Source organism: Arthrobacter sp. KNU-44, from assembly GCF_051843155.1.
Taxonomy (GTDB): Bacteria; Actinomycetota; Actinomycetes; order Actinomycetales; family Micrococcaceae; genus Arthrobacter.
The window spans coordinates 3,780,686-3,801,253 of record NZ_JBPXNG010000002.1; the positions used below are offsets into that span (position 1 = coordinate 3,780,686).

General features: G+C 64.8%; 18 protein-coding genes. 11 read left to right on the forward strand and 7 right to left on the reverse strand.

Going from position 1 to position 20,568, the window contains the following annotated elements; translation table 11 throughout:
- Positions 1–82: 82 nt before the first annotated feature.
- The 3 genes from ACSVHC_RS18755 (at position 83) to ACSVHC_RS18765 (ending at position 5,841) form a co-directional block, all read left to right on the forward strand.
- Entirely contained in the window at positions 83–1,270 is a 1,188-nt protein-coding gene (locus ACSVHC_RS18755; RefSeq protein ID WP_437770733.1) for an exonuclease SbcCD subunit D, read from the forward strand.
- Positions 1,267–4,287, forward strand: a complete 3,021-nt coding sequence (locus tag ACSVHC_RS18760; RefSeq protein ID WP_437770732.1) for an AAA family ATPase — start codon at positions 1,267–1,269, stop codon at positions 4,285–4,287. The genes ACSVHC_RS18755 and ACSVHC_RS18760 overlap by 4 nt, the downstream gene beginning before the upstream one ends.
- Positions 4,288–4,407: 120 nt before the next feature.
- Positions 4,408–5,841, forward strand: a complete 1,434-nt coding sequence (locus tag ACSVHC_RS18765) for an MFS transporter (protein ID WP_437770731.1) — start codon at positions 4,408–4,410, stop codon at positions 5,839–5,841.
- A 134-nt stretch (positions 5,842–5,975) separates the two neighbouring features.
- Here ACSVHC_RS18765 and ACSVHC_RS18770 read toward each other — a convergent pair whose 3' ends face one another.
- Positions 5,976–6,710 (reverse strand): IclR family transcriptional regulator, encoded by a 735-nt coding sequence (locus tag ACSVHC_RS18770; protein WP_437774055.1) that lies wholly within the window; start codon positions 6,708–6,710, stop codon positions 5,976–5,978.
- 148 nt (positions 6,711–6,858) lie between these two features.
- Here ACSVHC_RS18770 and ACSVHC_RS18775 point away from each other — a divergent pair, with 148 nt between their 5' ends.
- Together ACSVHC_RS18775 and hpaB are read left to right on the forward strand one after the other, a co-directional pair.
- On the forward strand, positions 6,859–7,395 hold the full coding sequence (locus tag ACSVHC_RS18775; RefSeq protein WP_437770730.1) for a flavin reductase family protein: 537 nt from the start codon (positions 6,859–6,861) through the stop codon (positions 7,393–7,395).
- A gap of 64 nt (positions 7,396–7,459) precedes the next feature.
- A complete protein-coding gene (hpaB, locus tag ACSVHC_RS18780; protein WP_437770729.1) occupies positions 7,460–8,914 on the forward strand; it encodes a 4-hydroxyphenylacetate 3-monooxygenase, oxygenase component in 1,455 nt (484 codons plus the stop codon).
- 165 nt (positions 8,915–9,079) lie between these two features.
- On the opposite strand, the gene ACSVHC_RS18785 is transcribed toward hpaB, so the two are convergent.
- Positions 9,080–9,733, reverse strand: a complete 654-nt coding sequence (locus tag ACSVHC_RS18785; RefSeq protein ID WP_439181201.1) for a phosphoribosyltransferase — start codon at positions 9,731–9,733, stop codon at positions 9,080–9,082.
- Positions 9,734–9,815: 82 nt separating this feature from the next.
- Here ACSVHC_RS18785 and ACSVHC_RS18790 point away from each other — a divergent pair, with 82 nt between their 5' ends.
- Positions 9,816–10,229: a MarR family transcriptional regulator gene (locus ACSVHC_RS18790; protein WP_437770728.1), complete on the forward strand. Its 414-nt coding sequence runs from the start codon at positions 9,816–9,818 to the stop codon at positions 10,227–10,229.
- A gap of 21 nt (positions 10,230–10,250) precedes the next feature.
- On the opposite strand, the gene ACSVHC_RS18795 is transcribed toward ACSVHC_RS18790, so the two are convergent.
- The 5 genes from ACSVHC_RS18795 to ACSVHC_RS18815 form a co-directional block, all read right to left on the reverse strand.
- Positions 10,251–11,081, reverse strand: a complete 831-nt coding sequence (locus tag ACSVHC_RS18795) for an alpha/beta fold hydrolase (protein ID WP_437770727.1) — start codon at positions 11,079–11,081, stop codon at positions 10,251–10,253.
- Positions 11,082–11,085: 4 nt separating this feature from the next.
- Positions 11,086–11,415, reverse strand: coding sequence for a biotin/lipoyl-containing protein (locus tag ACSVHC_RS18800; protein WP_234747729.1), 330 nt, complete (start codon positions 11,413–11,415; stop codon positions 11,086–11,088).
- On the reverse strand, positions 11,408–12,442 hold the full coding sequence (locus tag ACSVHC_RS18805; RefSeq protein ID WP_437770726.1) for an alpha-ketoacid dehydrogenase subunit beta: 1,035 nt from the start codon (positions 12,440–12,442) through the stop codon (positions 11,408–11,410). Before ACSVHC_RS18805 ends, ACSVHC_RS18800 begins: the two co-directional genes overlap by 8 nt.
- Positions 12,435–13,472 carry a thiamine pyrophosphate-dependent dehydrogenase E1 component subunit alpha gene (locus ACSVHC_RS18810; RefSeq protein WP_439181203.1) on the reverse strand — a complete coding sequence of 346 codons (1,038 nt, stop codon included), beginning with the start codon at positions 13,470–13,472 and terminating at the stop codon, positions 12,435–12,437. The genes ACSVHC_RS18805 and ACSVHC_RS18810 overlap by 8 nt, the downstream gene beginning before the upstream one ends.
- A gap of 192 nt (positions 13,473–13,664) precedes the next feature.
- Positions 13,665–15,047 (reverse strand): amino acid permease, encoded by a 1,383-nt coding sequence (locus ACSVHC_RS18815; RefSeq protein ID WP_437770725.1) that lies wholly within the window; start codon positions 15,045–15,047, stop codon positions 13,665–13,667.
- Positions 15,048–15,223: 176 nt separating this feature from the next.
- Between ACSVHC_RS18815 and ACSVHC_RS18820 the strand changes: the two genes are divergently transcribed.
- From ACSVHC_RS18820 to nadC, 5 genes are all read left to right on the forward strand, one after another.
- Positions 15,224–15,703 carry an Lrp/AsnC family transcriptional regulator gene (locus ACSVHC_RS18820; RefSeq protein ID WP_437770724.1) on the forward strand — a complete coding sequence of 160 codons (480 nt, stop codon included), beginning with the start codon at positions 15,224–15,226 and terminating at the stop codon, positions 15,701–15,703.
- 101 nt (positions 15,704–15,804) lie between these two features.
- A complete protein-coding gene (locus tag ACSVHC_RS18825; RefSeq protein WP_437774052.1) occupies positions 15,805–16,515 on the forward strand; it encodes an NUDIX hydrolase in 711 nt (236 codons plus the stop codon).
- Entirely contained in the window at positions 16,512–17,819 is a 1,308-nt protein-coding gene (gene nadA / locus ACSVHC_RS18830) for a quinolinate synthase NadA (protein WP_437770723.1), read from the forward strand. The genes ACSVHC_RS18825 and nadA overlap by 4 nt, the downstream gene beginning before the upstream one ends.
- A 37-nt stretch (positions 17,820–17,856) precedes the next feature.
- Entirely contained in the window at positions 17,857–19,677 is a 1,821-nt protein-coding gene (locus ACSVHC_RS18835; protein ID WP_437770722.1) for an L-aspartate oxidase, read from the forward strand.
- Complete coding sequence (gene nadC / locus ACSVHC_RS18840) at positions 19,670–20,566, forward strand: carboxylating nicotinate-nucleotide diphosphorylase (protein WP_437770721.1); 897 nt, start codon at positions 19,670–19,672, stop codon at positions 20,564–20,566. The genes ACSVHC_RS18835 and nadC overlap by 8 nt, the downstream gene beginning before the upstream one ends.
- The last annotated feature ends 2 nt before the right edge of the window (positions 20,567–20,568 follow it).

The following is a 20,568-nucleotide window of genomic DNA, read 5'->3' on the forward strand; positions in this document are numbered from 1 at the left end:
TTCAGCTGCCTGGAAGGCCTTGTTACGGACGGTGCCGCCGCGCCGCGCCAATAATGTCCGGGCCTCCAGTTAGCTTGAAAACATGAGGCTTTTGCACACTTCGGATTGGCACCTGGGACGCTCGTTCCATGGCGTCGGGATGCTTGACGCCCAGCGCGACTTCATTGAGCAATTGCTCGCAGTCATCCGGGAGCAGTCGGTAGACGTCGTCCTGATTGCAGGCGACGTCTACGACCGTGCCCTTCCGGGCCTTGACGTCGTGAAGCTCCTCGACGACGCCCTCGTGCGGATTACGGACGCCGGCGCAAAGGTGGTGCTGACCAGCGGCAACCACGATTCCGCGATCCGCCTTGGTTTCGCTTCACGCCTGCTGGAGCGCGGGGGAGTCCATCTGCGGACCCGGGTAGAGGATCTCGATTCCCCTATCCTGTTTCCACTGGACAGCAAGCACCGGCCAGCTCAGGCAGGCGCCCCGGTACTTGCCGTCTACGGTATTCCTTACCTTGAACCGAGGCTTGTCGCCGAACGGCTCGGTACACAAACCGCGAGTCATTTTGACGTCACGCAGGCCGCAGTGCAGCTTATCCGCGCGGACGTTGCCCGGAGAAGTGAGGCAGGACCGGTGCACTCCGTTGTGCTGGCACATACTTTCGCGAGCGGCGGCATCACTTCGGACAGCGAACGCGATTTGAGCATCGGAGGTCTCGGGGCAGTGCCCCTGGATCTCTTCGACGGCTTCGGCTACACGGCCCTTGGACATCTGCACGGGCGACAGGAACTTTCGGAGCACGTCCGGTATTCCGGTTCGCCGCTGGCGTACTCGTTCTCCGAGGCCAAGCATCGCAAGGGTGCATGGTTGATTGACGTCGGCGTCGACGGTGTGGAGAGCGTCGAGGAAATTCTGTGGAAAGCGCCACGGGAGCTGGCGATTCTCCGGGGGAAGCTTGCCGAGCTGTTGGAATCTGAGGAATACTCCTGGGCCGAGACTGCGTATTGCCAAGTCACCCTCACGGACTCCGCGCGGCCGGCGCAGGCCATGGAACAGTTGCGAGCCCGGTTCCCTGACACACTAGTGCTGGGCTTTGACCCTGAAGACGCTGCGGGAAAGGTCAAGGCCAGCTACAGCAGCAGGCTTGCAGAGGCCGAGGACGATCTTGGCGTTTGTTGCGGCTTCCTTGACCATGTGCGCGGAAGGCCGGCAGACGACGCTGAACTTTCCGCCCTTCGAGAAGCCTTGGAAGCGGTCCGGCTGGAAGGGGCGGAGCTGTGAGAATCCACCGCCTTGAAATTGAGGCTTTCGGGCCGTTTGCCGGGCTTCAGTCGATTGATTTCGATCAGCTGGGAGCCCAGGGCCTGTTCCTCTTGAACGGCGCCACCGGTGCGGGAAAGACCAGTGTGCTCGACGCTATCTGCTTTGCGCTGTATGGCTCGGTACCGGGCGCACGCCAGGACGGCAAACGCTTGCGGAGCGACCACGCGGAACCGACTGCGGAGCCGCGGGTTGTCTGCGAATTTTCGGCGCGCGGCAGGCGCTTTGAGGTCACTCGTTCCCCGGCGTGGGGCAGGCCAAGTGCCCGCGGGCGCAAGGGCTTTACCACCCAGCAGGCCAAAACGCTTCTGCGCGAACGGGTCAATGGATCGTGGGAAGAAAAGACCTCACGCAACGACGAAGCCGGCATGGAAATCGGCGACGTCCTGGGGATGGACCGGGAACAATTCACCCGCGTGGTCATGCTTCCTCAGGGAGACTTCGCGGCTTTCCTGCGTTCCAAGGCGTCCGACCGGCTGGATCTCCTGCAGAAGCTCTTCGGAACCCAGCGTTTTGAAGCGATCGAGCAGCAGCTGGCCCTCCAAGCCAACGCCGCGCGCGCAAAAGTGCAGGACAACCAGAACGGACTTCAGTTGCTCGTGCAGCGGGCGGAGTCAGAGTACGCGCAACTGGGTATTGAAGAGGGCGCTGACCCGGATCTTGATGACTCCGGATCCGGTGAGCATACGCCTGAACTCCGTCTCGGGAACCTCGAGGCCCGGGCCCGGAGCGAATCTTTGGAGCGGCATCAAGCTGCTGGCTCTGCCGATGCCTTCCGGCGTCAGCTGGCAGACAAGCTCAACTCCGCCCGGGAACGGGTTCAGCGGCACGCAAAGCTCGACGCCGCCACGCGCCGGCACGAAGCCCTCTCCGCACGCGCGGCTGAAGTGCAGGAATTCCGGGAGCGACTTGGACGCCACCGCAAAGCCGCCGTCCTCGGCGGACAGCTCGACGCCGTCGACCGTGGCTCTAAGGCCCTCGACCTGGCGGCCTCGAAGGCGGAATCGGCGACGGCGAAGCTACTCGCCGCTTCTCTTGACACGAAGGACCCCGGCACCTCGCTCGCCAGGATCCAAGAGACGATGGCTGTCGTCGAGGCCAGGGTCGGGGACGAACAAAAGCTCGAGGACATCACTGCAAGGCTTGAAGCCCTCGACCTCGCTGCACGGCAGCGGGAATCGGCCGATGCGGCGCGGTCCCTTGCGTTGACCGGGCTTCGCTCGGAGGCGGTAGCTTTGGAACGCGCGCTGGGCCAGCTGGATGCGGCCGCCTCGGAGCTGCCCCTCCGGGAAAGCGAAGCTGCAGCAGCGCAGAACACCGTCAAGACCGTAGCCCGCTACGCAGGCGCCCTTGATTCCCAGTCCGCGGCGGTGAAGCGCCACGCGTTTGCCCGGGCGCTTTCCCAAGACCTCCGACAACTCTGGCTGGATCTCCGTGAATCCCGCTTGACCAATGCGGCAGCGGAACTCGCCGCCAAGCTGCATGACGGCGAAGCATGCCCTGTCTGCGGAAGCGCCGAGCACCCTTCGCTTGCGCCAGCCGGGCTAACCGCACTGGCCCTTGCCGAGGAAGAGCAGTCCGCCCACGAACGCTATGACGCTAGTGAGCACGAACTTCTCCAGGCGGCAGGCGAGCTGGCGTCCGCCGAGCAGGAAGTTGCCGTGCTCGCCGCCCAGGGCGGAGACATCGATCCTCAGGAAGCCGCTTCGGCGGAGGCCTTGGCCAAAGACGCCCTGGCCTCGGCTCGTTCCGCCGTTGACGGGCTCAAACGGGGACAGGCAGACCTCGCCCGCATGACGGAGCGCATTGCCGGCTTGGAGGAAGAGCAACTCCGGGAGGACACAGCTGCGGCGCAGGCCGGGTCCACCATGGTCCTGCTGGGGGAACAACGCGAGTCCCTGGACACCTTGCTTCGCGGGCTTCGTGATGGCTTCGACACGCTGCGCGAGCGGATTGAGGCCCTGGCCAGGCACCGCGAGCTACTGCATTCCGCTGTGGCTGCAGGCGTGCAGTTGGAACGTGCCCGGGAGGCTTTTGGCGATGCATCCACTGCCTTGGAAAGCGCCCTTTCCGCGAACGGATTCGACACCGCCGAAGCCGCGCGGCTTGAAATCCTCGAGGAGCAGCACGCCGCGAGGCTTGACGAAACCATCAGGGCAGCCGATACCGAAAGCGCCCGGCTCGCGGAGCTCTTCGAGTCCGAGGAACTTGTGCTCGCTGCCAAGGAAGTGCAGATCGGAGAGGCGCCCCTGACCGCCGTCGAGCTCGCCGCCCTCGAACAGGAGGCCGTACAGGCTGGAGAAACGGCCCGCCGCCTGGATCTTGCTGCGGGACTCGCTGTCCGAACCGTGACGAGCCTGGCTGCGATCCGCTCGCAGTACGAAGGAGCCGCGGCCTCCGGGCGCGGCCCCCGTGAACGCGCCCGGGTACTCAACGAGCTTGCCGAAACCGCCAGGGGTGCAGGCGATAACGGCTACAAAATGAGCCTCAACAGCTATGTGCTGGCCGCTCGCCTAGAACAAGTCGCCGCAGCGGCGTCAGAGCGGCTGATCGCCATGAGCGATGGCCGTTACACCCTGCAGCACACCGACGCGAAGGCAGCCCGTGGCGCGAAATCCGGGCTGGGCCTGGAAGTCGTGGATGAGTGGACTGGCCAGCGGCGGGACACCGCCACGCTGTCCGGAGGGGAGTCGTTCATGGCTTCGCTCGCGTTGGCCCTGGGGCTCGCGGATGTAGTCCAGCAAGAGGCCGGCGGTGTGGACATCGAAACCTTGTTCGTGGATGAGGGCTTCGGAAGCCTCGACGAGCAATCCCTTGAACAGGTCATGGATGCGCTGGAGGGACTGCGCGACGGGGGCAGGGTAGTGGGGCTGGTCAGCCACGTTGCGGAGATGAAGCAGAGAATCAGCAGCCAGCTGCAAGTGATTAAGAACCGGAACGGCTCCACCGTGCGAATCGTCGACGCCGCGGCAGCCTAAAAACGGCGGACGCCCCGACACAACGGCCTGCGTTGGGCCGTCCGGTAGACTTGGAGGGTTACACCGGGTCGCGCGCATCGGGAGGAGGGACGATGCGCACCATTCAGCGAACCCGGAATCATGAACTCCTACCCACAGAACTCCGCGGCGAACACCGCACTCCAGGCCGCCCCTTCATTTCCTTCTGCGCCCCCTTTGGCCGAGTCCCCATCGGCCGCGCCCCGCCGCTCGCGCCTGCCTGGGCGCTTCGCCCGCTTGCCCGAACTCGCAGGCCGCAACTTCCTGCCGCTGGGACTCTTCGCGAGGCTGCCCCTCGCCATGCTGACAGTCGGCACCCTCACCCTTGTAACGGCCGTCAGCCATTCTTACGCCATCGGCGGCCTGGCTGCCGGAGCCGTCGGCATCGGATCGGCCTTGGGCGCGCCGATACTCGGCTCGCTCGCTGACCGCTCAGGCCAGCGCCCTGTCCTTCTCGTAGCCGCGGCTGTCAACGCCGTCACCGTCATCGCCTTGCTCGTTGCCGCGTACTTGACGCCCGATTTCAACGCCCCCACGGACGCGATTGCCATTTTGGTGACGGCTTTCCTCGCCGGGGCAAGTTGCCCGCAGGTGGGGCCCATGGCCCGTGTGCGTTGGATGGCCCTGACTACCCGAAACCTGAACACCCGGAATTCGGTCCCCGGGGCCGGGGCCAATGCCACCGGTCCCGGAAGCGTGGCGTCCAGTCGTGCAGACCTGGACACCGCCTTGTCCTACGAGGGAACCGCGGACGAGGTCACTTTCGTCCTGGGTCCCGCGCTGGTCGGTATTCTCGCGAGCCTCGTAGCGCCTTGGCTTCCCCTCGCACTGGCGGCAGTCCTTACTGCCACGCTCGTGCCGGCTTTCGCGGTGCATCCTTCACAATTGGCTGTGGTGCCGGCAAAGCGCAAGGGAAGCACCGGCGTCGGGAGTGTTCCTACGGAGCAGCAGTCAAGTGTCCGTTCCTTGGCCTGGCTGAAGGTCGCGGTGCCGGTGCTGGCCATGGTCTGCATGGGAACATTCTTTGGTGCGACGCAGAATGCGTTGAGCGCTTTCTCCGCCCAGTTCGCCACGGCGGAAATTGCGGGGCTGATGTATTCCGTGATGGGCCTGAGCTCCGCCGTCGCTGCGCTGTCCGTTGCCTATTGGCCGCGGCGCTTCGGGCTGGCGATCCGTTGGGCGCTCGCCGCTGCCGCGATGACGGCGTTCTCTCTTCTCTTGTTCCTTCCAGTCGGGATCTGGCCGATGGTCATTGTTCTTTTGGTGCTCGGAATTCCCGTGGGACCCGTTATGGTGACGGTCTTCAGCATCGGGGGAGTCGTGGCCCCGGCCGGCCGTATGGCAACCGTCATGACCGCGCTGGCGAGCGGCATCGTGGCGGGTACGGCGTTGGGCGCCTACCTTGCCGGCCAGTTGGCCCAAACCCAAGGTCCTGGCGCCGCTTTTGTGGTGTCCACGGCCGCTTCGGGCGCACTTCTGGTGCTCGGCATCGTTGCCGGACTCGTCCTCCGGCGCCGGCCAAGCACGCAGCAATAACAACGCTCGCTCACTTATGGGCCGCTTTTTGGCAACCCTCGCTCACATCATCTGCACATGGGTGCCCGGTTTTGGCCTTGTAAGGGAGCGAGCGTTGGAAAACAAGAGGCATCAAACGGCGACGTGCGGGATCCCTACGCCAGCTGGGACTCTATGCGGGCCGCGCTCGCTGCCAGTGCTTCGCCGACGGCGGCCTGGTCCTGTTCGCGGCGGATGTAGACGACGGCGATCGCCGCGGGCCGGCCGCCCGGCACCTGGACGGGGGCGGCCAAGGAAGACAACCCGGCAATGACTTCGTCGTGGCTTGCCGCATAGCCGAGCCGGCGCGCTTCTGCCGCTTCCGGTCGATACGGCAGGCCCGGAGCGCGGGCGGACCATTCTTCTTCGCTCATGGTGGACTGGATCGCGATTCCAGGTGCCCCGGTGTTCACGGGGTGGCGCGTGCCGGGATGTTGAGCCAGGGTCGCGGCCGAGTGGCGAGGCTCGACCGTGACCAGTGTGACGCAATCCTGATGGTCCCAGACCGCTACGAAGGCCGTCATGTTCAGGGTGTTGGCAAGCTGGGTCAGCTCCGGCAGGGCGGCCGTCTGGAGGTCGCGGGAGACGCCCCTGGCCAGCACCGCAAGGCCCGGACCTGGCTGGACGCGTCCGGCGGCGTCGCGCACCAGCAGGGAGTGATCCTCCAACGTGCGGAGGATCCGGTAGGCCACTGAACGATGGACGCCCAAGGCGCCGGCGAGTTCTGCGATGGTCAGGGGGCGCTCGGCAGCCGCGAGGATTTCCAAGGCTTGGATTCCGCGGGAGAGGGTCTGCGACGGCGAGACCGTCGCCGTCGTTTCCTGCAGACTCTTCGCGGCGCTGGGAGACATCATGCGCTCCATCCTATGTTGGGGCCTGACGCGGCCGGCCCGCCGTCTTGTGCTGTAGCACGCAAAAGACTATGGTTCTGTATGAGAATTTGTTGTTCAAATATAGAACAAATTCACATACAGAACAATCTCCAACCAGGAATCTACGATGATTGCCAAGTCCAGCCAGAACGCGGAGCCCGGACCCCTGGGCCGCACTTCTCGGCCGCGGGCACATCACTTCCGCGGCAGCCTGGGCCGCTTTGCCACAGGCGTTGCCATCGTGACGTTCGACGGCGCCACCAAGCGGCATGGCATCACCGTCAATTCCTTCACCTCTGTGTCCATGGAACCGCCTCTGGTCCTGGTCAGCATCGCCCGCAACACCAAAGCGCACGACGAACTCGCCGGGCGCCCCTTCAGCGTCAATATCCTGGGCGCCGAACAGAAGCAGCTCGCCCTGCATTTCGCGGGCCGACCCGGGCCCGAGCCCCGCTGGGTCGAAGGCGGGACCGCGCCGCGGCTATCCAACGTCCTCGCCTATTTCGAATGCACTCCATGGGCGGCCTACGACGGCGGCGACCACACCCTCTACCTGGGTGAAGTGGTGGACTTCAACTACCGCAGCGGCGATGCGCTTGCCTTCGCCAACAGCTCCTTCACCACCGTCCCGGAAAGCCAATTGGGAATGGAGGATCTTCTGTAGTTGCCGGCGCCCGTCGACGCCGCATCCATATGCCGTTTCAGCTCAACCATCATTGGAGACAACCATGGGAATCCGGACCGGACAGCAGTACCTGGACAAGCTCAACTCGATGAACCCCCACGTCCTGATCGACGGCGAAATGGTCACCGAGAAGATCGCCGACCACCCGTCCTTCAGGAACGTGGCCCGCACGTACGCGAAGCTCTTCGACATGCAACATGACCCGAAGTATGCCGACGCGCTCACCTACGAATCCCCGACGACGGGTGACCGGGTGAATGCCTCCTTCCTGGTGCCGCGCAGCAAAGAAGACCTCGAACACAGGCATGCGGCCATCCGCACCTGGGCTGAGTACTCCCTTGGGTTCCTGGGCCGGACGGGTGACTACATGAACGGCGCCCTCACGGCGCTCGCGGCCGCAGAAAAATGGTTTGCCCAGGCCGATCCGATGTTCGGCGAAAACATCCGCAAATACTACGAGCATTGCCGCGAGAACGATCTCCTGGCCACGCACACGCTGATCCCGCCACAGGTCAACCGTTCGGTGTCAGGTTCCGAGCAGCTCGGAGGGCAGCTCTCGGCGAGGGTCGTGGAAGAACGCGAAGACGGAATCGTGGTCCACGGCGCGCGTATGCTCGCGACGATCGCGCCGATCGCCGACGAGCTTCTCGTGTTCCCTTCGACGCTCCTGCGCTCGACGCCGGAAGATGCTCCGTATTCTTACGCGTTCGCCCTCCCGAACGATGCGCCGGGCATGCGCTATCTGTGCCGGACCTCGCTCTACAACGGCGGAGGCACCCACGACGAGCCGCTCGCCAGCCGCTTCGAGGAGATGGACGCCGTCGTCGTTTTCGACCATGTATTCGTTCCCAACGAGCGCATCTTCATGCTCGGCCATCCCGAACTGTGCAATGCCTTTTACTCCGAGACCGGCGCCGGTGCCCTCATGACCCATCAGGTGGTCACGCGGACCATCGCGAAGAGCGAGTTCTTCCTTGGCCTTGCCTCGGAGATCGCGGCATCGATCGGGGTTGACGGTTTCCAGCACATCCAGGAGGACCTGGCGGAGCTGATCGAAACCGTCGAAATCGGCAAGGCCCTCATGGTTGCCGCTGAAGCCCAGGCGGCTCCAAGCCCGGATGGCGTGTTCTTGCCGCATTGGCCCACCCTGAATGCGGCACGCAACTGGTACCCCAAGGTTGCCCAGCGTTTCCCCGCCATCATCCGGAAGTTCTCGGCCTCCGGCCTCATGGCCCTGCCGGGCGAAGCGGACGTGGCGAGTGAGGCGTTGCCGGACATCGAACTGTACCTGCAGGCGAAGACGCTGACCGGCCCGGAGCGCGTGCGCCTCTTCAAGCTCGCTTTCGATGCCAGCATTTCAGCGTTCGCCGGGCGCCAGGCCCTGTATGAGTACTTCTTCTTCGGTGACCCTGTCCGCATGGCAGCCGCCCTCGTGAACAGCTACGACCGCGAGCCGGCCCGCGCCCGCGTGCGGGAGTTCCTCGAGCGGAAGGACTGAACCCGCCGCGGCATGTACGACGACGGCGGCGAGCTATCGCCGACGACGTCGCTTTGTGCTGTCCCTCCCCTTCGCAGTCAGACGCTCGCTCACGTATGACGCGAAATTCTCCAACGCTCGCTCACGTATGACGCGGAAACCGGCAACGCTCCTGCGGCTCACTAACTACCCCGCCTGCTCTAAAAGCCGCACCGCGTCGTCGTCGGTCAGTTGTTCGAAGTGCTCGTAGAACGCGCCAACGGCGTGGAACTTGCCGGGCGTGTGCAGGCACATCATGAAATCGCACACGCGGCTGATGGACGCTTGGGCTTCGAGGGATGACACGGGGACGGCGGCCACCACAGTCGCCGCCCCGCCTGCGCGGACGGCCTCGACGGCGGCGCGCATCGTTGCGCCCGTGGCGAGTCCGTCGTCGACAAGAACCACGGTCTTGCCCGTGAGGTCAAAGATGATGCCAGGGTAGGTCTTCACACGCCGCAGGAGTTCTCCCCGCTCGCGTACCTCCACCGCTTCAAGGGAAGCCTGGGTGATTCCGTGCCGCAGCATGCGTTCGCCGAGGGGCCGGTTGAGTATGCGGACGATCCTGCCGTTGGACCAGGCCAAGGCGCCGAACGCTGTTTCTTCACGCCCCGGAATGCCGAGTTTACGTACCAGAATGGCGCCGTATGGCTGGTGGAGTTCGACGGCGGCAGCGGCCGCCACGGGGACCCCACCGCGGGCGAGGCCCAGCAAGATGGTGTCCGGCCGTTGCCGGAGCTGCGGAAGCCCTGCTGCCACACGGCGTCCGGCGTCCGCACGGTCCTTGAAGCGCATGCCCATTCGTCTCACTTCCACGTCATCCAGCGCTGAATCAAGCCTACCTTTGTTGCTGGGACCGCTCTGCGCTGCCACGATGGGCCATGTGAACAAGCCGATCGGTTACTGGACCAAACGCCTGGACGCCGCATTGGAGGCGCACCTGGACAGCACCTTGGCGAGGTTGAAACTCAGCCGGAGGCAGTGGCAGACCCTCAATGTCCTCGCTGAGACACCCCTTGGCCCCGAGGATCTTGACGGAATACTCAACCCGTTTTGGGGCGGAGACACGCGACGTCGCGAAAGCGAACTCGCCGCGCTCGTAGGCCGCGGCATGATCATCATGGTGGACGATCGCCTCAGCCTCAGCGAACTGGGCCACGCAAAACACACTGAAGCCCTGCGGCTCGTTGAAGACTCCCGCCGGGACCTCTCGATGGGGATCGGTATCGACGAATACGCCATGGCAGTCAGCGTGCTGGAGCGTATGACGCTCAATGCGGAGCGGCTGGCCGGCTAACCCCGCCGTTCCGCCAGCACTCTAGACGCCGAGGAACGCCACCGCTGCATCCTTGAAAACCCGGCTGGTCACGGCGTTGCTGTGGTTCCGCCCCGGGACCAAAAGCTGTTCAACCATGCCGCCGGCGTGGGCCGCGATCGAAGCGAGCTCCGGCATCGTGACGGCGCGCTCGTCCTTTTCGCCGGCCACCAGGAGCATCGGCATATGGGGCACGGCTTCGGCAGGATCGAATGGTTCCCCCTTGATGGCCTCGATGAGGGACAAGAGCGCAAAGAGATCGTTGCTCGGCAAGAGCTGTGCCATCTTGAGCAACCCTGCGGTGGACTCGTCTTCAATCGGCGTGCCGTCCGCGAGGTAGCGCTGGGCTGCCGGGAGATCGAAGGACGCCAGCGGGTCTTCCTTGTTCGGGCCGCCCAACACCAGCCGGTGCACCAGTTCGGGCTGGGTTGCCCCGAATTCCCAGGCGAGCCGGGAGCCCAAAGAATAGCCGATGACGTCGAGCCCGCTGGTAGGGTCACCGGCGCGCACGGGGCGCGCACCGGCGTCGGCGACTATCTGGAGAAGGTCCGCGCGGATCCGGCTCGGGGAGTAGGAGTCCAGGTCCTCGGGTGAACTGCTCTGGCCATGCCCTGGAAGGTCCACCGTGATGACACGCCGGCCGGCGGCTTTGAGGGTGGAAATCCAGCCGGTGTCGCCCCAATTGAGTTTGGTGGACGAGGAGAAACCGTGCAGCAGCAGGACAGGGCGCAACCCGGCGTCGGTGCCTTCGGCGGGCTCATGGACTTCCACGAACAGATGCGGGTCTGTGCCCTCCACCGTGTGGATGTGCGCTTCCGTGTGCCTGCCGCTCATGGTGTCAGTCCTCATCAAGTACAGCGCTCAGGCGGACCCGGCGCTTCGGTGCGTCATCTTTGGGAACGGTGCCCACGATGCCGGCTGTATTGTCCGGCACCTCGAACACCACCAGCGGCTCACCGACATTGATGGTCTCGCCCGGCGCGCCGTGGATACGGATCACTTTACCCGCCTGCGGGCTCGGCAACTCGAGGGCGGATTTACTCGTTTCCAGTTCCACGAGCGGCTGGTTCCGTTCCACCTGGTCGCCCGGAGAGACGAGCCAGTCCAGGACGGTCGCCTCGATGAGGCCTTCGCCAAGATCGGGCAGGGGGAAGCTGATTTCAGCCACGTCGATACTCCAGTACTCGTTGGATCCCCAGGAGGATGCGGTCAATGTTCGGAATGTATTCGTCCTCGAGGTCGCCGGAGGGATACGGCACGTCGAAGCCCGTGACCCGTTCGACGGGCGCCTTGAGCGTGTCGAAGCAGCTTTGCGTGATGAGTTGGGCCACTTCGGCCCCCAGCCCGGAGGTCAGCGGAGCTTCATGCACAACGACGGCGCGCCGCGTCTTTCCGACGGAAGTCGCCAGCGCTTCGGCGTCGATCGGCTTGAGCCAGCGCAGATCAAGGACCTCGACGTCGATTCCGTCTTCCGCTGCGAGTTCGGCAACCTGCAGGCACCGGGCCACCATGGCACCCCAGGCCACGAGGGTCAGGTGGCGACCAGGCCGGACAATGCGGGCGCCGGTGAGGGTACCGCCGTCGGCTGTGTCGACGTCGCCCTTTTGCCAGTACCGGGACTTCGGTTCCATGAAGATCACCGGGTCAGGCCGCGAAGCCGCGTACTTGAGCAGGTGGTAGGCATCGTGCGGGTCCGACGGTGAGACAACCTTGAGCCCTGGAACGTGCGCGAAGAGGGCCTCGAGGCTTTCGCCATGGTGTTCGGGGGCGCGGATCCCGCCGAAGCTGGGGACCCGGAGCGTGATCGGCATCGGCAAAGTGCCTCGGCTGCGGTAGTTCATCCGGGCAATCTGGCACACGATTTGGTTGATGGCGGGATACGCGAAGCCATCGAACTGTACTTCCGGAATCGGGTGGAAGCCGGCCATGGCCAGCCCTACGGACATGCCCAGGATGCCCGATTCTGCGAGCGGCGTGTCAAAGACCCGGGATTCTCCGTGCTTGGCCTGCAGTCCGTCGGTGATACGGAAGACTCCGCCCAATTGGCCGCAGTCCTCGCCGAAGACCACCGTTTTTGGATCGGTGGAGAGGGTCTCGTCCAACGCGCGGTTGAGTGCCTGCTGCATGGAAAGCTTTACGGACTGGGTCCGGGCCGCTGCCTCGGCTTCAAGGATGGCGGTGGTGCTCTCAGACATGTTCGGACTCCTCGCGCCAACGGGCGGCCTGGTTTTCAAGTGCGGGGGTGGTTTCCTGGAAGACGAAATCGAACATTTCGTTGCCGGGCCGGGGGCCGAGGGCTTCGATTCCGGTGCAGATCGCTTCTTCTTCCGCCCGGGCTGCTTGGTTGGCGGCGGTGAAGAATGCCTCGTCGGCTACGCCTTCGGCCAGCAAACGCTTGCGGAGGCGTTCCAGCGGGTCCTCGCCGGCGTCGATGCGCTCGTCGTCGAGGCTCCTGTAGCGACCGGGATCGTCGGCGGTGGAATGCGGCCCGCGGCGGTAGGTCATGGCCTCGACCACGACCGGACCGTTTCCTGCGCGGCAGTGGGCGAAGGCGTTGCGGGTGGCCTCGTAGACGGCGACCACATCGTTGCCGTCAACCTGAATGCCCGGGATTCCGTAGCCCGCGGCGCGTGCAGCTACCGAGCCGCCGGCCACCTGCCGTTCGGTGGGCACAGAAATCGCCCAGCCGTTGTTCTGGATGAAAAAGACAACAGGTGCATTCATCACGGCGGCGAAGTTCATGGCTTCGTGGACGTCGCCTTGGGAGGAAGCACCGTCGCCGAAGTAGCTGAGGGCCACTCCGTGTTCGCCGCTCAGCGTCTGGCCGTGGGCCCAGCCGACGGCGTGAAGCACCGAGCCTGCCACCACGGCCTGGATGGGCGCGAGGCGGCTTGCCAGTGGATCGTACATTCCGCCGTGCCACGTTGCCTTGTGGGTGGACATGTATGCCACCATGTCCACACCCATGGTCCTCGCGACGCCCATTTCGCGGTACGTCGGGAAAGCGAAGTCGCGGGCAGTGTCGAGGGCGTAGGCGCTGCCGACCTGGGCGGCTTCCTGGCCGAGTTCCGGAGCGTAGCCGGGGATGATTCCCTGGCGCTGCCAGGCGACGGCCGAGGTATCGAGGTACCGAACGGCAGCCATCAGGGAATACAGCTCCCTGAGCTGTCCGGGAGACAGGGGCGCGGCGTCGGCTGCGGCCACGACGGGAAGAAATGAGTCCATGGACGTGACCGTAGTCACTGTTTGGATCGTAGGCAATCCGCCTATTCGGCGCTAGTCAAACTGCCATGGACTGCCAGCTTTCCCGTGGGAACACATAGCAGTTTGTGCACCGCTCTGCCCACCCAACTGACTCGCAGTTAATGTCGTTATGAGGGCTCAAAACGACAACAACTGCGAGCTAGTTGGGTTTGTTTAGGCGCTTCGTGCGGACTTGACCTTGGCGCCGATCCTGCAGGCCACGGCGATGCACGCGATCAACAGGAACGTGCCGCTGAGCTGGCCCGCGCTCTCGGCATTCGAGAAGCCCACCACGAAGATCAGGGCGAGCAGCACCAGGCCGAATACCGTGAGGAACGGGAATCCCTTCATGCGAAGCGGCAGTTCAGTTCCTTCGCGGTCGGCGCGGCGGCGCAGGATGAACTGTGACACGAGCGCCGTTCCCCAGACCACGAGGCAAGTGGAGCCTACGAGGTTGAGCAAAGCCGGGAGCACATGGTCGGGGAAGAGGAGTTCCAAGACAGTGGCGATGAAGCCGAAAGCAACGGAAACCCCGACGGCGGCCATGGGCACCTGGGCGCCGCGCAGCCGCGACAGGAAGGCCGGTGCTTCGCCGCGCTCAGACAGGGAGAAGACCATGCGCGAGGCGCCGTAGAGGTTGGCGTTGAGCGCGGAAAGCAGGGCCACGACGGCAACGAGGGTGATGGCCGTGCCGGCTCCCGGGATGCCGGCAAGGTTCAGGACACCGGCGAACGGGGACTTCAATCCTTCGGAGTCGGAGGGCAGCACTGCTGCAATGACGAAGACGGAACCGATGTAGAAAACCAGGATGCGCCACACCACTGTGCGGATGGCTTTGCCCACGCTGTGTGCAGGGTTCTGCGTCTCCGCAGCGGCCACGCTCACGATTTCGGTGCCGCCGAAGGCAAAAATGACGACGAAAAGCGCCGCTGCAATTCCAGACCAGCCGGACGGTGCAAAGTTGCCGGTCAGGTTTCCGAGGCCAGGGGAAGCCACTCCGGGCAACCAGCCGAACAGCAAGGCCGCCCCGATGACGAGGAAGGCGACAATGGCTGCAACCTTCAGGATGGCGAACCAGAATTCGAACTCACCGAAGTTCCGGACCCCGGCGAGGTTGATCGCCGTAAAGGCCACCATGAACACCAGCGCCAGCGCCCACACCGGGATGACCGGCCAGACGGAGAACAGCAGCCCTGCTGCGCCGAGTGCCTCCGCGGCGATGACCACTACCAGCTGCAACCACCACAGCCAGCCGACCGTGGATCCGGCCGTCTTGCCCATGGCCTTTTCCGCGTAGACCGAGAAGGCGCCGCTGTTGGGGTTGGCGGCTGCCATCTCGCCGAGCGCCCACATCACCACGATGATCAGGGTGCCTGCCACAAGGTAGGAGATGAGTACTGCGGGGCCGGCCGCGTGGATTCCGGCACCCGATCCCAGGAAGAGTCCCGCTCCGATCGCGCTGCCCAGTCCCATCATGGTGAGCTGGCGCGGCTTCATCGAATGGCCGAGGCCTTGCGAAGGAATGGCGGGTCGAACAGCGGTGGACTTCGTTGTCATTCGTGTTTGCCTTCTTGTGGATGGTTTGTCAGCTGGTCCTCGTAGGACTTATCGAATTTACCGCTTCCGAGGGAAAGTGGCGAAAAACACTCGTGAGAGGATGGTTACAAGCTGGTATGACATCTCGGCATCGAGTACCGATTTGTACAGCTCCTGGGCGGAAGTAGGAAAAACTGATGGTTGTGGACGAGTTGGATGCCAAGATTGTCCGATTTTTCACCGACTCCCCGCGGGCCTCTGTTCTCGAGGCATCCAGGGTCCTGAAGGTCGCCCGCGCCACGGTCCAGTCGCGGCTGGACCGGATGGCCGAGCGCGGGGTTGTGGCTCCCTGGGTTCCGCAGCCCGATCCTGCTGGCTTCGGCTATCCTGTGGTCGCCTTCTGCTCCCTGACCATCAACCAGGACCTGGGTCACGACGCCGTCGTCGAAGCCCTGGCCGCCATTCCCGAGCTCATTGAGGTTCACACCGTTTCCGGCAGTTCGGATCTCATGGTGCGGGTGGTGGGCAAATCGAACTCTGACCTGCAGCGCGTGCTGGACAAGCTCATCGGCACCAAGACCGTGCTTCGTTCGTCCTCGGTGATCGTGCTGAATACGCATTTCCAAGGCCGCACTTTGCCCCTCCTGGAAGCTGCGGCCAAGGAGAGCGCGGGCTGAAACATTTGGACACTGCGCGCTGACAGTCGTACCATTAGTTCTAGTCATTTTGACTATAACTAACTTTCTCGTCCCTACGGCAAAGAAGCGGGGTGAATACCGTGTACGCCACCTCCGCCAATGTCGCAGAGCGCAGGCTCGCGCCGCCGTCGTTGGCCATATCCACGGTGATCTTCGCCCTCCGCCCGAGTGAAAGCTCCGGCCGCCCCACGCTGTGGTTGCCGCTCGTGCGCCGCATCCGCGAACCTTTCAAGGGCATGTGGGCACTGCCCGGCGGCCCGCTGCAGCACGACGAATCCCTCCAGGACGCCGCATCCCGGAACCTCCGCGAGACCACGGGGCTGGCTCCCCAATACCTCGAGCAGCTCTATGCCTTCGGCGGCCTGCACCGCTCGCCTGCCCAGCGGGTTGTCTCGATTGTCTACTGGGCGTTGGTGCAGCCCACGGAAGCCGCCTTGGCCGATGAATCCGAGAATGTCCGTTGGTTTCGGGCAGACCGGCTCGCGGAATTGGCCTTCGACCACAACGCGATTGTGGACTACGCCTTGTGGCGGCTGCGCAACAAGATGGCTTACGGATCCATCGCCTATCACCTGCTGGGAGAGTTCTTCACCCTGGCACAGGTCCGCGAAGTCTACGAAGCTGTCCTGGACCGTCAGCTGGATCCGGCGAACTTCCGCCGGCAAATCAAGGGAACACCGGAAATCGAGGAAACCGGTGAATACCTCCAGGGCGGAAAACACCGCCCGCCCCGCCTCTACCGCTTCACCGGCACGCCCGGACTCGGGCCAGACAACAGGAGTACACCATGAGCAGCGTCAACACGGCTATCCAGCTGATCACGCGGGAAGAAGCCGAAAGCGGCCGTTCCGCGGCCGGCTCAACGTGCAGTCCCGCTCTGGCCAAGGGCCCGTGGGAGTACGACCTTGCTGAAGCCCTCGCCGGCATACCGGCTTACGGTCCCGGCGCGTCCAGCTCCGACGACGCCCCCAAGGCGACCCCCCGCCAAGGCCAGTTGCCCGAAGAGTACAAGTTGGCCAGCGACGCCGAGCTCGACGCCCGGATCCGCGCCGCCAAGGAGACGCTGGGGGACCGGGCCGTCATCCTGGGCCACTTCTACCAGCGCGACGAGGTTGTCCAGTACGCGGATTTCGTCGGTGACTCCTTCCAGCTCGCCAACGCTGCCCTGACCAAGCCCGACGCCGAGGCCATCATCTTCTGCGGCGTGCACTTCATGGCAGAGACTGCCGACATCCTGTCCAGCGAGGGCCAGGCCGTGATCCTGCCGAACCTCGCCGCCGGCTGCTCCATGGCGGACATGGCGGACGAGGACTCGGTGGAGGAATGCTGGGAGCAGCTCGAAGAGCTCTTCGGGACCGCCCCCGATTCTGAAGGCCGCGCCCCGGTGATCCCGGTGACCTACATGAATTCCTCGGCGGCACTAAAGGCCTTCTGCGGACGCAACGGCGGCATCGTCTGCACGTCCTCCAACGCCAAGACGGTGCTCGAGTGGGCCTTCGAACGTGGCCAGCGGGTTCTCTTCTTCCCTGACCAGCACCTGGGCCGCAACACAGCCAAGGCCCTCGGCGTGCCGCTGGAGCAGATGCCCATGTGGAACCCGCGCAAGGAACTCGGCGGAAGCGACGAACAGACCCTGCTGGATTCCCGCGTCATCCTCTGGCACGGCTTCTGCTCCGTGCACAAGCGCTTCAACGTAGGCCAGATCGAGAAGGCGCGCGCCGAATTCCCTGGCGTGAACGTCATCGTGCACCCCGAGTGCCCCATGGAAGTCGTTGACGCGGCGGACGGCGCGGGTTCCACCGACTTCATCAAGAAGGCCATCGCCGCCGCAACCGAGCCCACCACTTTCGCGATCGGCACCGAGATCAACATGGTCAACCGCTTGGCCGCCGAGAACCCTCAGCACACCATCTTCTGCCTCGACCCGGTGATCTGCCCTTGCTCCACGATGTACCGCATCCACCCCGGCTACCTCGCCTGGGTACTCGAGGAACTGGTGGAAGGCCGCGTGGTCAACCGCATCACGGTGGACGACTCGGTCAAGGACAACGCCAAGATCGCCCTCGAACGCATGCTCGCAGCACGGCCGCTCTAGGCCACACCCTGTACCAACCAGTCGAATCGAGCCTCACATGACTGCAGAACGCATTCCCGGTGCTCCGGCGCGGCGGCGGCTCGTCGTCGTCGGAAGCGGCATCGCCGGCCTCTACTCCGCGCTTCTGGCCGCCGATGCCGGTGCGGAGGTCGTCATGCTCAGCAAAGGCGCGCTGGCGGACAGCAACACCTTCTTCGCCCAGGGCGGGATTTCGGCAGTGCTGGACGAGCCCGCCCCCGGGGATACCGTCGCCGCGCACATCGCGGACACCCTCAACGCCGGCGCGGGCCACTGCAATGTGGAGGCCGTGCGGGTGCTGTGCACCGAAGCGCGCCTCGACATCATGGGGCTCGAGCGTTTTGGCGTCCGGTTCGACGCGGACGACGACGGCGATCCCGCCTTGGGGCTCGAAGCCGCCCACTCCGCGCCAAGGATCCTGCACACCGGCGGAGACGCCACCGGTGCCGGGGTCGCGAACGCGCTCATCCTGGCCGTCCTTGACGCGCAGGATGCCGGGAAGATCCAGGTGCTGGGACATGCCCAGGCGACTTCCCTGCTCCAGTCCGAGGGGCGTGTGACAGGCGTTGAATTCCTGCGCAACGGCCGCCTTGAGAACGTAATCGGCGATGCCGTACTGCTGGCCACCGGTGGGGCTGGGCAACTGTTTGCCCAGACCACCAATCCTTCGGTGGCAACGGCTGACGGGCTCGCGCTCGCATGGCGGGCAGGCGCCGAGCTCGCAGACCTGGAGTTCTTCCAATTCCACCCCACGAGCATGGTCCTCGCAGCTGCCGATGGACCAGCTCCCCTCGGCGCCGATCCGCTCCTCATTTCCGAAGCGGTCCGCGGCGAAGGCGCCATCCTGCTGGACACGAATGGCCAGCGATTCATGCCGGGCTACCACCCGGACGCCGAACTGGCGCCGCGCGACGTCGTCTCCCGCAGCATCGCCCTCCACCTGGCTTCGCTTGGTGATCCGAATGGCCACGTCTTCCTTGACGCCCGGGTCGTGGAAGCGAACAAGGGGGACGGCTTCCTTGAGAAGCGCTTCCCCACGCTTAGCGCCCGGACCCGCGAAGCCGGCATCGACTGGACCATCGAACCCGTTCCGGTTGCCCCTGCGGCCCACTACTGGATGGGTGGCGTAGTCACAGACCTGTTCGGCCGTACTTCCGTTCCCGGGTTGCTCGCGGCGGGCGAAGTAGCGTGTACCGGAGTCCAGGGCGCGAACCGTTTGGCCAGCAACTCCTTGCTCGAAGGGCTGGTGTTCGGGCGGCGGGCTGTTGAAGGGTTCCTTGGCGAGGTGTTCCCTGGGTGGGCGCCGCCGAACGGCACCCCTCCGCGTGCTCCCCACGATCTCCCTAACTTCGCAAGCTCGGCCAGGGAACCCGGATCGCGTGGGCCCGCGGCCGCGGGCGGCCTCGCTTTTACGCACGCTTCCGGGATACCGCACGACGGCGCTCGGCGCACCAACGCTGCCGGGACACCGTCAGACGAAAGTCGCCTCACCGCGTGGCAGCCTGAGCTGGTCCCCGAGCCCTTCTCCCGTGCCGCCCTTCGGCGGTTGATGACTGCCAAGGCGGGGGTGCTTCGGACCGGGGGGTTGCTGCGGGAGGCCGCAGAGTCGCTCGACGCTTGGGCCGACGTCGTGCTTCCTGAGAATGTGCCGGATTCTGCGGATCCGAGCGTGCACGAGGATGCTAATTTGCTCCTTGCCGCGCAGTTGTTGGTGCAGGCGGCGGGGGCGCGGCGGGGGTCCCTCGGGGCGCATTATCGGAGTGACGCCGCCGAAACCCATCGCGACGAAATTGTTCAGAGATACACGATCGGCCGGAAAGCGAGCCTCGTCAATGACTAGCCTGACCCTCCCCGCAGCACCCGTCCGGGACATTTTGGAGCGGGCTTTCGCGGAGGACGCGCCGAGTGGCGACATCACCTCGCAGTTGCTCATTCCCGCAGAAGCCCGGGCCACTGCCGTGCTCAATGCCCGGGTTCCGGGGGTCTTCAGCGGCGGCACGGTGTTCCGCGACGCCATGCTGCTCGTCGACCCGGACACCGAAGTGGAGCTGCTGCTCGCGGACGGTGAAGCATTCGACGCCGGAACCCACCTAGCGCGGGTCAGCGGCCGCGCCCGCTCGGTGCTGCTCGCCGAACGCGTCGGGCTCAACCTTGCCCAGCGCATGAGTGCCATTGCCACCAAGACCGCCGAGTTCGTCAAGCTGGTCGACGGCACCAAAGCCCGTATTACAGACACGAGGAAGACAACCCCCGGGCTGCGGGTATTGGAACGCTACGCCGTACGCTGCGGCGGGGGAGCCAACCACCGCTACAGTCTGTCCGATGCCGTTCTGGCCAAGGACAACCACCTGGCCGTGATGACCGGTGGGGACTCCGCCAAGCTCACCGCGCTGCTCAAGGCCGCCAAAGCCCAGCTGGGCCACACCACGCACTTCGAAGTGGAAGTGGACAATGCCGAGCAGATCGAACCTGTGCTAGCGGCCGGTGTCGACACGATCATGCTGGACAACTTTTCCCTTGAGGAGCTCCGTGCCGGTGTGAAGCAGGTGGCCGGCCGCGCCGTCGTCGAGGCGAGCGGCAACGTCAACGTGAACACTGTGGCGGACATCGCCGCCGCGGGAGTCGATGTCATTTCCATCGGCGGACTCACGCACAGCGTCAACGCGCTGGACCTCGGCCTGGACGTGACGCTCGACGTGACACCGGACCCATCCCTGGCTTTCGGCTGAGG

Excerpts from the sequence above, each read along its gene's own strand:
- ACSVHC_RS18785 (WP_439181201.1), bottom strand. The coding sequence starts at position 9,733 with ATGGGCATGCGCTTCAAGGACCGTGCGGACGCCGGACGCCGTGTGGCA.
- ACSVHC_RS18770 (WP_437774055.1), bottom strand. The coding sequence starts at position 6,710 with ATGTCTCCCAGCGCCGCGAAGAGTCTGCAGGAAACGACGGCGACGGTC.
- hpaB (WP_437770729.1), top strand. The coding sequence starts at position 7,460 with ATGGGAATCCGGACCGGACAGCAGTACCTGGACAAGCTCAACTCGATG.
- ACSVHC_RS18810 (WP_439181203.1), bottom strand. The coding sequence starts at position 13,472 with ATGGACTCATTTCTTCCCGTCGTGGCCGCAGCCGACGCCGCGCCCCTG.
- nadA (WP_437770723.1), top strand. The coding sequence starts at position 16,512 with ATGAGCAGCGTCAACACGGCTATCCAGCTGATCACGCGGGAAGAAGCC.
- ACSVHC_RS18820 (WP_437770724.1), top strand. The coding sequence starts at position 15,224 with ATGGTTGTGGACGAGTTGGATGCCAAGATTGTCCGATTTTTCACCGAC.
- ACSVHC_RS18755 (WP_437770733.1), top strand. The coding sequence starts at position 83 with ATGAGGCTTTTGCACACTTCGGATTGGCACCTGGGACGCTCGTTCCAT.
- ACSVHC_RS18795 (WP_437770727.1), bottom strand. The coding sequence starts at position 11,081 with ATGAGCGGCAGGCACACGGAAGCGCACATCCACACGGTGGAGGGCACA.
- ACSVHC_RS18835 (WP_437770722.1), top strand. The coding sequence starts at position 17,857 with ATGACTGCAGAACGCATTCCCGGTGCTCCGGCGCGGCGGCGGCTCGTC.
- ACSVHC_RS18775 (WP_437770730.1), top strand. The coding sequence starts at position 6,859 with ATGATTGCCAAGTCCAGCCAGAACGCGGAGCCCGGACCCCTGGGCCGC.
- nadC (WP_437770721.1), top strand. The coding sequence starts at position 19,670 with ATGACTAGCCTGACCCTCCCCGCAGCACCCGTCCGGGACATTTTGGAG.
- ACSVHC_RS18765 (WP_437770731.1), top strand. The coding sequence starts at position 4,408 with ATGAACTCCTACCCACAGAACTCCGCGGCGAACACCGCACTCCAGGCC.
- ACSVHC_RS18805 (WP_437770726.1), bottom strand. The coding sequence starts at position 12,442 with ATGTCTGAGAGCACCACCGCCATCCTTGAAGCCGAGGCAGCGGCCCGG.
- ACSVHC_RS18815 (WP_437770725.1), bottom strand. The coding sequence starts at position 15,047 with ATGACAACGAAGTCCACCGCTGTTCGACCCGCCATTCCTTCGCAAGGC.